Origin of the sequence: Microbispora sp. H10885 (assembly GCF_014161415.1) — a bacterium.
Lineage (GTDB): Bacteria > Actinomycetota > Actinomycetes > Streptosporangiales > Streptosporangiaceae > Microbispora > Microbispora triticiradicis.
In genome coordinates, this window is sequence record NZ_JABBWY010000002.1 from 406075 (window position 1) to 419328 (window position 13254).

The window sequence follows — 13254 nt, forward strand, 5'->3', positions numbered from 1 at the left end:
GCGGATGTGAGGTGTGTCACCGCGAGCGGGTGTCACACGGCGACGGGGACCGGCGTCTTGCGTGTGGCACACGTGTGGCAGAGTCGAGCGGCAACAGGCAGGGGCGGGGAATATGAACGAGCGGAGCGAGCGGACGACGGGCACAGCCGGAGCGTTCGCCGGCGGCGGCCGGACCGATCCCGCCACCGAGGCGTTCGTCACCCACCGCAACCTGCTGTTCACCGTCGCCTACGAGATGCTCGGGTCGGCCGCCGACGCCGAGGACGTCCTGCAGGAGACCTGGTTGCGGTGGTCGGGCGTCGACCTGGACACCGTGGAGGATCGGCGTGCGTACCTGGTGCGGATCGCCACCCGGCAGGCGCTCACCCGCTTGCGTACGCTCGGCCGGCGCAGGGAGTCCTACGTCGGTCCCTGGCTGCCCGAGCCGCTGCTGACCACACCCGACGTGGCCGAGGACGTCGAGCTGGCCGACAGCGTCTCGATGGCGATGCTGCTGGTGCTGGAGACGCTCGCGCCGGCCGAGCGGGCGGTGTTCGTGCTGCGCGAGGTGTTCGACGTCGGATACGACGAGATCGCCGACGCCGTCGGCAAGAGCCCGGCAGCGGTCCGCCAGATCGCCCACCGGGCACGAGCGCACGTCGCCGCCCGGCGGCCGCGCGACGTGGTCTCCGCGGCCGAGACCCGCGACGCGCTCCAGGCGTTCCAGCGCGCGGTCGAGACCGGCGAGCTGCAGAGCCTGCTCGACGTCCTCGCTCCCGACGTCGTCGCCCTGAGCGACGGCGGCGGCGTCAAGCCCGCTGTGCCGCGGCCCGTCGTGGGGGCCGGCAAGGTGGCTCGCCTGCTGGCCGCGGGCCTGCACAGGTTCGGGGCCGAGGTGTCGGTCGAGCCGGTGCAGGTCAACGGCTGCCCGGGTCTCCTCATGCGCATCGACGGGGAGATCGACGGTGTCGTCGCGATGCGGGTCGAGGGCGGTCTGGTCACCGAGCTCTACTTCGTGCGCAACCCGGACAAGCTGTCGCGTGTGGAACGGGAGACCGCGCTGAGCCGCTGAGGCCGGGAGCCCGCCCGGCCGGCGGCACTCGGCGAACAGGCTACAGAGAGCTACTTCGGGCCTGGTCGCGGGACCCGAGTGGGGCCCCGACAAGGACGTACCGGGCGTCCTCGCGTCTCACAGCCAGTCGCGGCGCTTGAACACCAGGTAGAGCGTGAGACAGACGACGCCCATGAGAACGATCGCCAGGGGGTAGCCGAGCATCCAGTGCAGCTCGGGCATGTGGTCGAAGTTCATCCCGTAGATCGTGCCGACCAGGGTCGGAGCGAACAGGATGGCCGCCCAGGCGGAGATCTTCTTGACCTCGTCGCCCTGGGCGATGCTCGTCGCCGTCAGCTTGGTCATCTCCTCGTTCTGCTGCTGGCTCACGAGAGTGGAGTTGACGATGAGGATGTCCTGGAGCATCTGCCGGAAGCCCGCCACACGTTCGGTGACCGTGATGGCGTGGTCGGACACGTCGCGCAGGTAACGCTGCAACTCCTCGTTCACGCCGTACTTGGGCGACCCCGCGATGAAGCCGTCGAGCATCGGCACGAGCGGGCTGGTCGCCCGCTGGAACTCGATGACCTCCCGTGAGAGGGCGTAGATGCGCCGCGGCGCGGCCGGGTCGCCGCCGAAGACCTGCACCTCGATCTCGTCGATGTCGTTCTGCAGCCCGGCGACCACGGGCGCGTAACCGTCCACCACCGCGTCGAGGATCGCGTACAGCACGGCCTGCGGGCCCTGGCGGAGCAGATCGGGGTCCGACTCCATCCGCCGGCGCACCTTCGACAGGTCGGGCGCCTCGCTGTGCCGCACGGTCAGGACGAAGTCGGGGCCCACGAAGACGTGCAACTCGCCGAAGGCCACCTTCTCCGGCTTGTCGAGGTACTGCGCCGCCCGCAGCACCACGAACAGCGTGCCGCCGTACCGGTCGGCCTTGGGCCGCTGGTGGGCGACGATGGCGTCCTCGATGGCGAGCTCGTGCAGGCCGAACTCCTCGGCGGCCTTGATCAGCTCCGCCTCCTCCGGCCGGTACAGGCCGATCCACGCCATCGCGCCCGGCCGCGCACGCAACGAGGCGATGGCGTCGCCGAGCGACAGCGGCGAGTCCACCCGCTCGCCGTCCACGTACACCGCGTTGTCGATCACGCTGTGCCTGAAGGAGTCCTCGCGCTCGCCGGCCCGTGGGTCCATGGAGTGTTCGGGAGCCTGCTCCGGCTTCGTCCTCATGAGTCCACTCAATCCGCGCAGTCCACGTATCCGCCGCTCTGCCACTTGTAGAAGGTAACCCCCGTTCGCACTTTCCCCGCGCACCGGGCGGGCGCGGGCGGCGTGGACGGCGTGGACCGGGCCCGCGGGCCGTACGATTCCGGGAGTGACCCCCCTCAAGGCCCTCTGGAACCATCTGACCGCCATCCAGGTCGCGCCCCCGCTCTGGCTGGTCGTCCTGTCCGGGTTCGCCGCTCTGGCGGTAGTCGCCTACCCGGTTTCGTGGCACTATTCCCGCGGCCTGATCACGATCGCGCACGAGGGCGGCCACGCGTTCGTGGCGGTGCTCACGCGGCGCAAGCTGCGGGGGATCCGGCTCCACTCGGACACCTCCGGAGTGACGCTGACCCGGGGCAGGCCGACCGGACCCGGCATGGTCGTCACCGCCGCCGCGGGGTACGTCGCGCCGTCCCTGATCGGCCTCGGCGCGGCCTGGCTGGTCGCGGACGGGCGGATCACGCTGCTGCTGTGGGCCGTGCTCGCGCTGCTGACCTGCATGCTGCTGATGATCAGGAACGTCTTCGGCGCGGTGTCCCTGCTCGTGGTGGGCGGCGCGGTCTTCACGCTGTCCTGGTTCGCCCCGCCCGACGTGCAGTCCGCCGGCGCCTACGCCGCGGCGTGGTTCCTGCTGCTCGGCGGCGTGCGGCCGATCCTCGAACTGCAGGCCAAGCGCCGGGTCGGGCACGCGCCGGACTCCGACGCCGACCAGCTCGCCCGGCTGACCCACGTGCCCGGCACGCTCTGGGTGCTGCTGTTCCTGCTGGTCTCCACCGCGTCGCTCGTCTACGGCGGCTACCTCCTGACCTCCCACTGGCTGCCGCTGTAGCACGAGTTGACCTTGACGCGGCGTCAGGGTCTTCCCTCCTCGACACGTCGGCCGAGCCGGAGACCCGCGACCGCCTGCTGGCGCTGATGCGCCCGATGTCCACACCGGACTCCGTTGCCCGGGGGGAGCACTTGTACCGGAGGCTGGCGGCGCTGGAGGACGCCGCCGCGGCCGATCCCCGGATCGACGGTCTCGCGGCGGACCTCGTCGCTCACCTGCCCTCCGGCCTGGCCGACGCGCTGGGCACGGCGATGCCCGGCTCCGCGCACCCGTTCGCCGGCGCCTTCCTGGACGGCCTGTCCCCCGCCCAGGCCGAGGTCGTACGGCGGGCCATGGACCTGCTGGCACGGCGGGCGGCGCGGTGAGGCATGCCGTCGGGTACAGCAGGGAGCAGACGCCGATGACGGCGATCCTGTCCTTCGTACTGGTTGTGGAGACCGCGGCCGTGGAGCTGCTGCTGCGCCGCTTCGGGCTGCCCGACGTGCCGCGTCTGGCCATCCTGGCGCTCGGCGTGTCGTCGGTCCTCGGCGTCCTCGGCGTGATGATCGTCTGCGCCCGCCGTCCGCATGTCGTGTCACAGGACGGCCTGCGGCTGCGATACGGCCCGTTCTTCACTCTGGACGTGCCCGCCGAGCTCATCGCGTCCGCCCGTCTCGACCGCCGCTTCGATGAGAAGCGGCTGCTGAGCCTGTCGGACGGCGAACTGGCTGTCGCGGTCGCGTCGCAGACGAACGTGGTGGTCGAGTTGCGCGAGCCGTTGGACGTGCCCCGTCCTCAGGGCCGGGCCCGGCGCCTGCGCTTCTTCGCCGATGATCCGTCCGCGGCGTTGCGGGCCATCGCCCAAGTGCTCGACTCCGCCTGAGCGCCTTTACATTGTAGATCAGCGGGTAGCGCGAATACCGGATGAATCGGCGCGCCTTTGTGCAATGGGCACAATGGTTTCCTTGATTCGGCCCTCCGTAAGTGGGTCGGGCACTTTCTCGCGGACACGTTTCGTTGGGGTAGCCAGGAAGGGGGAATTCCTGGTGACGATTCGATTTCTTCCGGTCGTGACCAGCTCCCTTCTATGGTTACGTGTGGTTCGTCTGCTGGTCGGGGTCCGGCTGGAAAGGGACGAATTGGTGAGGCGAACTCGATCGGGCGGACAGCGCGACCGCACGCGAGGGGCGATCGTCGCGTGAGCCAGGACCAGGCGCCGGAGGAACCGCCCGTGAGGCGGCCGCGCACCCACCGGGAGAAGCTGATGCTGGCGGGGAAGTCCGCCGGCGCCCTGATCACCTTCGCCGTCACCGTGGGCGCGTTCTGGATCGCGCTGGTGGACCGGACTCCCGGACCGACGATCGACGAGTGGCGTCTCAAGGCCGACAACACCTGCCAGCGCGACCTCGGCGAGATGCAGGTCTCGCTCCACTCGGCCCTGCTCCAGGCGGCCGAGGTCCTGAGGGCGGTGCCGCACGCCGGCACGCGCAGCCCCGAACTGGCCGCGGTCGTGACCTCGATGGACGAGATCGCCTCGGCGTTCCGCGCCATGAGCGCCGATTTCGCGGAGATCCCGGTGCCGGAGGGATACGATCGCCGCGACATCGACGGGCTCCTGCGGGACACCCGGAGCTTCGCGACGGCGTTCACCGCGATCTCCACGGTCCTCGTGGACTACCAGGTGGACCAGGGCCCGCTCCAGGACCAGGCGGCGATGACGGCGATGCAGACGCTGTCGGCCAGCACGATGCCGTCGTGGGTGGCCGGCGCGCGGCGGCTCGGCCTCACCGAGTGCCTGGCCATCATGGGGACCTCCCCCCTGGGCCCGGCCACGCCGACGCCCGCCAGGTTCACGGTGGGGCAGCAGGCGCTGGTCGACCGCATCGACCCCCGGGTGCTGACCGGGTGCGTCCCCGCGTTCTCGGAGGAGAACGCCAAGGTGATCGCCGCGGTGAACTGCGCGGCCGTGCGCCACGGCCCGGCGCGGAACCCGCTGGTGATGCGGTTCATCGACGGGAAGGCGCTGAAGGCGTGGGTCGCCGGGTTGTCGAAGGGCCTGAGGTCGCGCGGCTGCGCCCGCGGCGACTCCTCCGGCGCCTGGAACCACGAGGGAAAGGTCACGGGGACGCTCGTCTGCAAGCCCGGCTCGAAGGGCTCCTACCTGGCTGTGTGGACCTTCGACGGCGAGGACGTCGCGGTCCTCGCCGAGGCGGGCGACCGGCCGGCCATCTGGACCTGGTGGAAGAACAACGCCTACCTGCTGACCCCCTGAGCCCGCCCCGTCGCGTACGGGGCCGGGTCAGGCGTGCGACAGGGTGGAGCCGCCGCGGTTCTTCAGCACGCGGAGCTGGGCGGGAATGCGCACACGCAGCTCGGCGACGTGGCTGACGACGCCGACCGCCCGGCCGCCCTCCCGCAGTCCGTCGAGGATGTCGAGCACGTCGTCGAGCGTGTCCTCGTCGAGCGTGCCGAAGCCCTCGTCCACGAAGAGGGTGCCGATCTCCGCGCCCCCGGCCTCCTGCGTCACCACGTCGGCCAGGCCCAGCGCGAGGGCGAGGGAGGTGATGAAGCTCTCGCCGCCGGACAGGGTGGCCGGGTCGCGCTCCACCCCGGTCCAGGCGTCGAGCACCCGCAGGCCCAGCCCGCCGCCCGACCGGCCCCGGTCGCCCGCGGTCCGGTTCAGGTCGTGCCGCAGCAGGTAGCGCCCGCCCGACATGTGGTCGAGGCGCTCGTTGGCCGCGTCCACGACCTGCCGCAGCCGCTCGCCGAGCACGTACGCCGACAGCCGCATGTGCCATCGGTTGTCACCGGAGGTGCCGCCCGCCAGTTCGGCGAGGCGCCGGGCCAGGCGGTGCCGCTCCTCGGCCGGCCGGTGGGCGCGCACCGCGGCGTCCAGCTCACCGGCGAGGGCGGTGAGCTGGTCGAGCCTGCTCCGCGCGCGGTCGCGGGCCGAGGTGCGCAGACCGTGTTCGCGCTCGGCCGCATCGTGCGCGGCGCTCAGCTCCGCCAGGCCGGCGGGCGGCTCGGCGGCGGCCGCGACCAGCTCGGGATCGGCCAGCAGCCCCTCCACCGTGGCGCGTTCGGCGTCCAGCAGTCCCAGCCGCTCGGTCATCGCCTCCCGGTCCTCCGGGGTGCGGACCGCGGCGGCGGCGTGCTCCACGCTCGCGAACCCCTCCCCCGACGCGGCGCGGGCCGCCGCGGCCCGCGCGGCCTCGCTCTCGCGCCCGGCCTCCGCCGCCGTACGCGCCGCGTCGGCCGCCTCGCGCAGCAGGCCGGCCTCCTCGGAGAGGCGGTCGATCCGGGCGGCGAGCGAGGGGTCCGCGCCCCGGGCGGCGTCTATCACCTCGGCCAGCCGGCGTTCGCCGGCCTCCAGCATGTCCCGGTGGGCGCGGGCCTCGGCCAGCTCCGCCCCGGTCCGCGCGGCCAGCGCGCCCAGCTCCTCCAGCTCGGCCGTGAGCCGGGCGGCGCGGGCGGCGAGCTCCTCCTCCGCCTCCGCCTCCGATCGCGCCCGGCCGAGCCGGGCCTCCACGTCCGCGAGATCGCCCTCCAGTCCCGCGGCGAGGCGCTCCCCCTCGGCGAGCAGGGCGTCCCGCCTGGTCCTGGTCTCGGTCAGCAGCCCGGCCAGCTCCCCGGCCCGCTCGCGGGCGTCCTCCAGGGCGGCGGCGAGCCGTCCGGCCTCCGCCTCGGCCGCGTCGACCGCGGACGCGGCCGACCGCAGCCGCGACAGCTCGTCCCGGGCCTCGTCCAGGGCGGCCCCGGCGGCCTCCTGGGACAGGTCTCCGGCGCGGGACTCCGCGTCGGCGAGGCGCGAGGAGAGCCCCGCGACGTTCGCCTCCGCCGCCTCACGGGCGCGCTGGGCCGCGTCGAACGCGTCCTGCGCCGCCCGCTCGTCCTCGGCCGTGGCGGCCCGTACGGCGGGCTCGGCCGGGCGGGGATGCCCGGTCGCGCCGCACACGGCGCAGGGCAGCCCGTCCACCAGCCCGGCCGCCAGCTCGGCGGCCATTCCGTCGATGCGGTCCTGCCGCACCTCCTGGAGCCGGTCCCGGCGCTCCTGGGCCAGGTCGACCGCCGCGCGGCGGTCCCGCTCGGCCGCCTCCAGCTCGGCGGTCAGCGTGTCACGGAGCCGCGCGCTGCCGAGCCGCTCCTCCGCCGTCCGGGCGGCGGCCTCCAGCGCGGGAATCCGCGCGGCCATGTCGCGCAGGTCCCGGAGCCGTTCCCCGGCGCCGGCCAGGGCCGCGGGCAGCTCCTGCTGGTCGGCCCGCGCCCGCGCCTCGTCATCCGAGAGCCGGGTCAGCTCGCCGTCGAGCAGCGCGGCCTCCCCGGTGACCGCACGCAGCCGCAGCGCGGCGTCCCTGGCGGCGGTCAGGCCCGGAAGGCTCGCCGCCGCCCGGCGTGCCCCCGCGAGCCGCTCCTCGACGCCGAGGCGCTCCCCGGGCAGCGCGGCGAGCCGCCCGGCCAGGCGGGCCTCCTCCTCGGACAGCGCCGCCAGCACGCGCTCGGCGCCCGCCCGCTCGTCCCGCACCTCACGCAGGCGCGCCTCCTCGGGGAGGATCTGACGCACCCGGGCGATCTCGTCGCGCCGCTCCCGCTCCAGCACGGCCAGCCGCTCCGGGTCCGGCCACACCGGGCCGTCCGGAGCACCGGGGAACGCGCGGAGCATGGCGTCGGCGGCCACCCGGCGGGCCTTGGCCACGGCCTCCGCGCGCTGCTCGGCCTGGCGGACGAGCGGCAGCACCCGGTCGGCGCGCGCCGCCTCGTCGAGCATCGCCTCGAGGTCGGATCGCTCGTCCGCCGCCGCGTCGAGCTCCTGGCGCCGGGCCAGGGCGGCGGCGTGCCTGCGCTGCCGGTCGGCGAGGGCCCTGCCCTCCTCCAGCCTGCTCCGGGCCGACGACAGGCCGGCCTGACTCGCCGCGCAGGCGGTCACCGCGTGGGCGAGCGCGCCCTCGGCGAGGCTCAGCACCTCACCCGACCAGGTCTCCGGTCTGTCCGCGTCCTCGGGCAGCGCGAGGTCTCCCGCCGCGCCGCGCATGCGGTCCAGCACCGAGTGGACCCGCTGGGCCAGCTCCTGCGCCTCCCGCCCGGACCGCGTGCGGTGGTCGGCGAGCCAGCGCTCCACCTCGCCGAACACCCGGACGGAGAAGAGCCGCTCCAGCAGCTCGCGCCGCTCCTCGCCCCCGGCGCGCAGGAACTTCGCGAAGTCGCCCTGCGGCAGCAGCGCCACCTGGCAGAACTGGGCGGCGTTCATCCCCGTGAGCGTGCCGATGAAGTCGCCGGCCTCGTCGCTGCGGGTGCTGCGCGCGACCCACCGCCCGCCGGGCTCGGTCAGCTCCTCGACCAGGGCCTTGGCCTTCTCCTCGACCAGACCCGAGCCCCTGAGCTTCGGCCGCATCCACGCCGGGGAACGGGTGACCCGCAGGCGCCTGCCCCGGATCGTCGCCTCCAGCGTCACCGACGGCCCCCGGGTAGGCGGCGCGTGGTCGCAGCGCAGGCTGCGGGCGCTCTCCCGCTGGCCGGGCACCCGCCCGTACAGGGCGTAGCAGACGGCGTCGAGCACCGTCGTCTTGCCCGCGCCGGTCGGCCCGTGGATCAGGAACAGACCCGCCTCGCCGAGCGCGTCGAAGTCGACCTCCTCCGTCCCCGGGAAGGACCCGAACGCGACCAGGCTCAGCCGATGCAGCCTCACCGGACCTCCTCACCCGGCACGGGCCGGCCGCTCACGCGCTCTCCCTGATGCGGCACGCCTCGACCGCCTCCTCCAGCAGCCGCCGTTCGTCGTCGTCGGCCTGCTCCCCGCGCACCTCTCGGACGAAGTCGAGCGCCACCTCGATCTCGGCCCTCCCGGCGATCCTCGGCGCCTGCGGAGCGCTCCCGGCCGCGCCGTCCGGTTCGAAGGCGAGCGCGAGCGTGTGCGGGAAGCGCCCGCGCAGGCGTTCCATCGCCTCGCGCGGGCGCACCGGGTCGGTCAGCGTCACCTGCAGCCAGTGGTCCTCGTGCCGGGCGAAGCGGGCGTCGGTCAGCAGGTCGTCGATGCGGCCCCGCAGCCTGGCGACCGGGCGCGGCACCGGGGCCGGGACGAACTCCGTCCGCCCGCCGCCCAGGTCGGCGAGCCAGGAGCCCTTCAGGTGGCCGGCCTCGGAGAAGGAGTAGGCGATCGGCGAGCCGCTGTAGCGGACCGTCTCGCTCATCACCTGGCGCCCGTGCAGGTGGCCGAGGGCGACGTAGTCGGCGCCGTCGAAGGCGCTCAGCGGCACGTGGGAGACCCCGCCGACGCTGATGTTCCGTTCGCTGTCGCTCGCCTCCCCTCCGGTGACGAACGCGTGCGCGAGCACCACCCTGCGCGCGGCCGGGTGCGCGCGGACGCGCTCCATGGCGTACGAGAGCGCGGCGGTGTGGCTGCGCTCGGCCAGCTCCCACGGCCCCCGGACGAGCTCGGGCTCCAGGTAGGGGATGCCGAAGAAGGCGACGTCGCCGATCGTGACCGGGTCCCAGGCCCGGGCGGGGTCGGTGCGCAGATGCACCCGCTCCATCAGATCGGCGCCGAAGCCCAGCCGTACGGCGGAGTCGTGGTTGCCGCTGATCAGCACCGTGTGCGCGCCCAGCGCCTTGAGCCTGGCGAGCGCCTCGTTGCACAGCGCGACCGCGTCCACGGGGGGCAGCGCGCGGTCGTAGACGTCGCCGGAGACCAGCACGACGTCGACCCGCTCCGCGCGGACGGTCTCGACGAGGTGGTCGACGAACGCGGCCTGCGCGCCGAGCAGGCTCTCCCGGTGGAACGAGCGGCCGAGATGCCAGTCGGAGGTGTGCAGGACACGCATGTCGCAGGAAGCTAACAGGTCCCGCCGACAAACGACGCATCAATCGTCACATCCGTGCACCGCGTGAAGAGCGAGTAATGACTTAACCTGGGTTCGGGATACGAGCACGCATGGGGGAGCGCCTCATGAACATCGGCCGGGGCACTCTCGGAGTGATCGCCGGTGTGCTGATGGTGATGCTCGCGACCATCGGCCACGTGCTCTCCCCGCCGGCCTTCGACCCGCCGCCGCTTCGCGCCTCGCCCCAGTTCCGGGACATCCCCGCGCAGCCGGCCGCCGAAGTGCGGCCGATCGCCGGAGCGGGTTTCGGCGGCGGGCGGTTCCGCACCGAGAAACTGCTCGTGCCCGCGAGGAACGAGACGCTGAGGGCGACGATCAGGGCGCCGTTGTCGCCCGGACGCCACCCCGCGTTCGTGTTCGTGCAGGGCTCGGGCTCGGGCGACGGCGGGGAGTTCACCCAGCAGGCCGAGTGGCTGGCGAGGGCGGGCGTCGTGACGCTGGCCTACGACAAGCGGACCGTCGGCTACTCCTTCCGCAGCCGCGACTTCGGGCTGCTCGCCGACGACGCCCTGCGCATGCTGCGGGTGCTGCTCCAGCGGCCGGACGTCGACCCGGCGCGCGCGGGCCTGTGGGGGGTGAGCGAGGGCGGCTGGGTCGTCCCGATCGCCGCCGCCCGCGACCCCCGGGCGGCGTTCGTGGTCCTCGTCTCCTCGCCGAACGTCTCGCCGCTGCGCCAGGTCGCCTGGGCGCTCAACGAGCAACTGCTGCGCCTGCACGCCCCGACCGGCGTACGCGACCTGCTGACCAGGGTCATGGGCGGCGTCGGCTTCGACTTCCTGCGCTACGACGGGGCGCCCGCCCTGCGCGGGATCACCCAGCCGGTGCTCGCGCTGTACGGCACCGACGACCCCTCGATCCCCTTCGTGGAGAGCACCCAGGCCCTCACCCGGGCGCTGCGGCAGAGCGGCGACACCGGTTACACCATCCGCTTCCTCGCCGGGGCCGACCACGCCATGCGGGTCAACGGAGGGGCGTTCGCGGCGGACTACCTGCCCACGCTCGCGAACTGGATCAAGGACCTGCCGCGCACGGCGAGGCCCTCGGTGCCCATCGCGGGCGCGACGCCGGTGCAGCGCTTCGAGGCCGCCGACGTGCCGGCCGCGCCGTGGTGGGGGGACAGCACGATCCTGTGGCTGACGCTCTGCCTGGCCGCGGTGGGATACGTCGCGGCCCCGGTCACCGAGATGGTCGTCCGCCTGCGCGGACGCGACCTGCGGTTCCAGGAGAACGTCCAGCGATGGCCGGCCATCCGGCGGCGGCTGCGGCGGATGGCCTGGATCGGGCTCGGCGAACTCGCCGCGGTCATCGCCTTCATCACGCTGATCGTGCTGTTCTCGGTGAACCAGGCCGGCGCCTGGCCCGCCGTACAGGCCGGGTGGCTGGTCGTACGGCTGCTCGCCGTCGCGATGCTGGCGCAGACGGTGGCGACGTTCGCCGCGGTCGCCGGCGGCCTGCGGGACGGCTGGGAGCCGACGCCCTGGCAGAAGAGCGTGCTCGCGGGCGTGCTCGGCGGAACGGCCCTGCTGCTCCTGACCGCGGCCTACTACGGCCTGTTCGCCTTCCCCTGGTAGGGCCGCGCCCCGGTCAAAATCCGGCAAGGACTGTTCCGGCTCGCGGCGGTCACGGGTTTTCCGCGGTCCGTGTCGCTTCAATTGAGCCGTGGTCACCCCTGGTCTGGCACGCCGGAAGGGCGCCGCGCCGGCGACGCGTCGCTCCGGGCCGGCGCGCGGAGCCGTCGCGCTCATCGCCTGGGTGGCGCTGTCGGCGGTGCTGCCGGGCGCGGCGCACCTGCGCGCGGGCCGCCGCCGCACGGGGCTGACCCTCCTCGGCGCCTACCTGACCACGGTCGTCTGCGTCGCAGGCGTCGCCGCGGGGGCCGACGCGGGCCTCGCCGGACGGGCGCTGGGGTGGCTGAGCCAGATCTCCCTGGTCTTCGTGGCCTGCTCCGTCGCCTGGTTCTGGCTGGTCGTCCGTTCGTACGCCGTCCTGCGTCCCGCGGCGCTGCCGCGCTCGGGGCAGATCCTCACCGGGCTGGTCGCGGGCGTGCTCGCGGTCGCCGTCGCGGTGCCGTTCGCGGTCGCCGCCCGGTACGTCTCCCTGTCCGAGCGGACGCTCGACGCGATCTTCACCACGCCCGGCGGAGGCGGACCGGCGGGCGCCGCCGGGGCGGGGCCCGAGGATCCGTGGGCGGGCCGGGACCGGGTCAACGTGCTGCTGCTCGGCGGCGACTGGGGCGCCGACCGAATCGGGATGCGCACCGACAGCATCAACGTCGCCAGCGTCGACGTCCGCACGGGCCGCGCCGTGCTGCTCGGCCTGCCCCGCAACCTGGAGCACGTGCGGTTCCCTCCCGGCAGCCCGATGGCCGTCCGGTTCCCCTTCGGGTTCCGGCTTCCGGAGTACCGGCCCGGATGGCGGGAGGACCTGCTGTTCTCGGTGTGGCAGTACGCCGACGACCACCCCGAACTGTTCGGCGGCCACCGGCACATGGGCGCGCAGGTCCTCAAGGAGACGGTCGGCTACATCCTCGGCCTGCGCATCGACTGGTACGCGCTGGTCAACATCTGGGGCCTGGCGAAGATGATCGACGCTCTCGGCGGGATCGTGCTCACCGTGGACCGCGACATCGTGTACGGCCGGTACGACGAGGGGGTGGTCAGGGCCGGGACCCGCCGCCTGGACGGCACCGAGGCGCTGTGGTACGCCCGTTCCCGCACGATGAGCGACGACTTCGACCGGATGCACCGTCAGCGATGCCTGCTCGGCGCGCTGCTCGGCCAGGCCGACCCGGCGACCGTGCTGACGCGGTTCACCCAGATCGCGGCGGCCACCCGCAGGATTCTCAGCACCGACGTGCCGAGGCCGATGCTGGAGCACCTGGTGCCGCTGGCCTGGAAGGTCAAGCACGCCGGGGTGACCAGCCTCCAGTTCGTGCCACCGCTGGTCAACACCGCCTACCCCGACTGGGACCGGATCCGGCTGCTCACGGCGCGGGCGATCCGTGACTCGCTGCACGCCCAGACCTCTCCTCCGGCGCCCCCGTCGAACGGCTTCCCAGCCGGTCCGCGGCGGCTCCGGCATCGCCACTCTCCCTCCCCCGCGCCGGTGCCGCCCGTGCCGCCGTCGCCGGGGACGCCGAGCCCGATCGGGGACGGCTGCGGGGCGCCGGGCACGGCGACGGCGCGCTGAAAGATCGTGACCTCGCCGGGGACCGGCGTGGCTCGTCCGTCCGGGGCGCGACGAAGGCGGGTGGCCGGCGTGACGCCGGGTGG

At 73.8% G+C, this 13254-nt stretch carries 10 protein-coding genes; 7 read left to right on the forward strand and 3 right to left on the reverse strand.

Annotated elements, in window-relative coordinates:
* The first annotated feature begins 112 nt into the window (after window positions 1-112).
* Window positions 113-1051 carry an RNA polymerase sigma-70 factor gene (locus tag HHX37_RS06820; RefSeq protein ID WP_182884854.1) on the forward strand — a complete coding sequence of 313 codons (939 nt, stop codon included), beginning with the start codon at window positions 113-115 and terminating at the stop codon, window positions 1049-1051.
* A gap of 117 nt (window positions 1052-1168) precedes the next feature.
* On the opposite strand, the gene HHX37_RS06825 is transcribed toward HHX37_RS06820, so the two are convergent.
* Window positions 1169-2263, reverse strand: a complete 1095-nt coding sequence (locus HHX37_RS06825; protein WP_220498873.1) for a magnesium and cobalt transport protein CorA — start codon at window positions 2261-2263, stop codon at window positions 1169-1171.
* 145 nt (window positions 2264-2408) lie between these two features.
* Between HHX37_RS06825 and HHX37_RS06830 the strand changes: the two genes are divergently transcribed.
* The 4 genes from HHX37_RS06830 to HHX37_RS06845 all read left to right on the forward strand — a co-directional run bounded on the left by HHX37_RS06830 (window position 2409) and on the right by HHX37_RS06845 (window position 5379).
* Window positions 2409-3128 carry a M50 family metallopeptidase gene (locus HHX37_RS06830; protein ID WP_182884855.1) on the forward strand — a complete coding sequence of 240 codons (720 nt, stop codon included), beginning with the start codon at window positions 2409-2411 and terminating at the stop codon, window positions 3126-3128.
* Between the two features lie 95 nt (window positions 3129-3223).
* Window positions 3224-3493 carry a hypothetical protein gene (locus HHX37_RS06835; RefSeq protein WP_182884856.1) on the forward strand — a complete coding sequence of 90 codons (270 nt, stop codon included), beginning with the start codon at window positions 3224-3226 and terminating at the stop codon, window positions 3491-3493.
* Window positions 3494-3528: 35 nt separating this feature from the next.
* Window positions 3529-3990 (forward strand): hypothetical protein, encoded by a 462-nt coding sequence (locus tag HHX37_RS06840; protein WP_182884857.1) that lies wholly within the window; start codon window positions 3529-3531, stop codon window positions 3988-3990.
* A gap of 348 nt (window positions 3991-4338) precedes the next feature.
* Window positions 4339-5379: a hypothetical protein gene (locus HHX37_RS06845; RefSeq protein ID WP_182884858.1), complete on the forward strand. Its 1041-nt coding sequence runs from the start codon at window positions 4339-4341 to the stop codon at window positions 5377-5379.
* Window positions 5380-5406: 27 nt separating this feature from the next.
* Here HHX37_RS06845 and HHX37_RS06850 read toward each other — a convergent pair whose 3' ends face one another.
* Together HHX37_RS06850 and HHX37_RS06855 are read right to left on the reverse strand one after the other, a co-directional pair.
* Window positions 5407-8790, reverse strand: coding sequence for an AAA family ATPase (locus HHX37_RS06850; protein ID WP_182884859.1), 3384 nt, complete (start codon window positions 8788-8790; stop codon window positions 5407-5409).
* Between the two features lie 31 nt (window positions 8791-8821).
* Window positions 8822-9922, reverse strand: a complete 1101-nt coding sequence (locus HHX37_RS06855; RefSeq protein ID WP_182884860.1) for an exonuclease SbcCD subunit D — start codon at window positions 9920-9922, stop codon at window positions 8822-8824.
* Window positions 9923-10047: 125 nt separating this feature from the next.
* On the opposite strand from HHX37_RS06855, the gene HHX37_RS06860 reads away from it, so the two are divergent.
* Both HHX37_RS06860 and HHX37_RS06865 read left to right on the forward strand, forming a co-directional pair.
* Window positions 10048-11553 carry an alpha/beta hydrolase family protein gene (locus HHX37_RS06860; protein ID WP_182880133.1) on the forward strand — a complete coding sequence of 502 codons (1506 nt, stop codon included), beginning with the start codon at window positions 10048-10050 and terminating at the stop codon, window positions 11551-11553.
* A gap of 88 nt (window positions 11554-11641) precedes the next feature.
* On the forward strand, window positions 11642-13171 hold the full coding sequence (locus HHX37_RS06865) for an LCP family protein (RefSeq protein WP_182884861.1): 1530 nt from the start codon (window positions 11642-11644) through the stop codon (window positions 13169-13171).
* Window positions 13172-13254: the final 83 nt, after the last annotated feature.

Coding starts and splice junctions, on each gene's coding strand:
- HHX37_RS06860 (WP_182880133.1), top strand. CDS start 10,048: ATGAACATCGGCCGGGGCACTCTCGGAGTGATCGCCGGTGTGCTGATG.
- HHX37_RS06840 (WP_182884857.1), top strand. CDS start 3,529: ATGACGGCGATCCTGTCCTTCGTACTGGTTGTGGAGACCGCGGCCGTG.
- HHX37_RS06835 (WP_182884856.1), top strand. CDS start 3,224: ATGTCCACACCGGACTCCGTTGCCCGGGGGGAGCACTTGTACCGGAGG.
- HHX37_RS06825 (WP_220498873.1), bottom strand. CDS start 2,263: ATGAGGACGAAGCCGGAGCAGGCTCCCGAACACTCCATGGACCCACGG.
- HHX37_RS06855 (WP_182884860.1), bottom strand. CDS start 9,922: ATGCGTGTCCTGCACACCTCCGACTGGCATCTCGGCCGCTCGTTCCAC.
- HHX37_RS06820 (WP_182884854.1), top strand. CDS start 113: ATGAACGAGCGGAGCGAGCGGACGACGGGCACAGCCGGAGCGTTCGCC.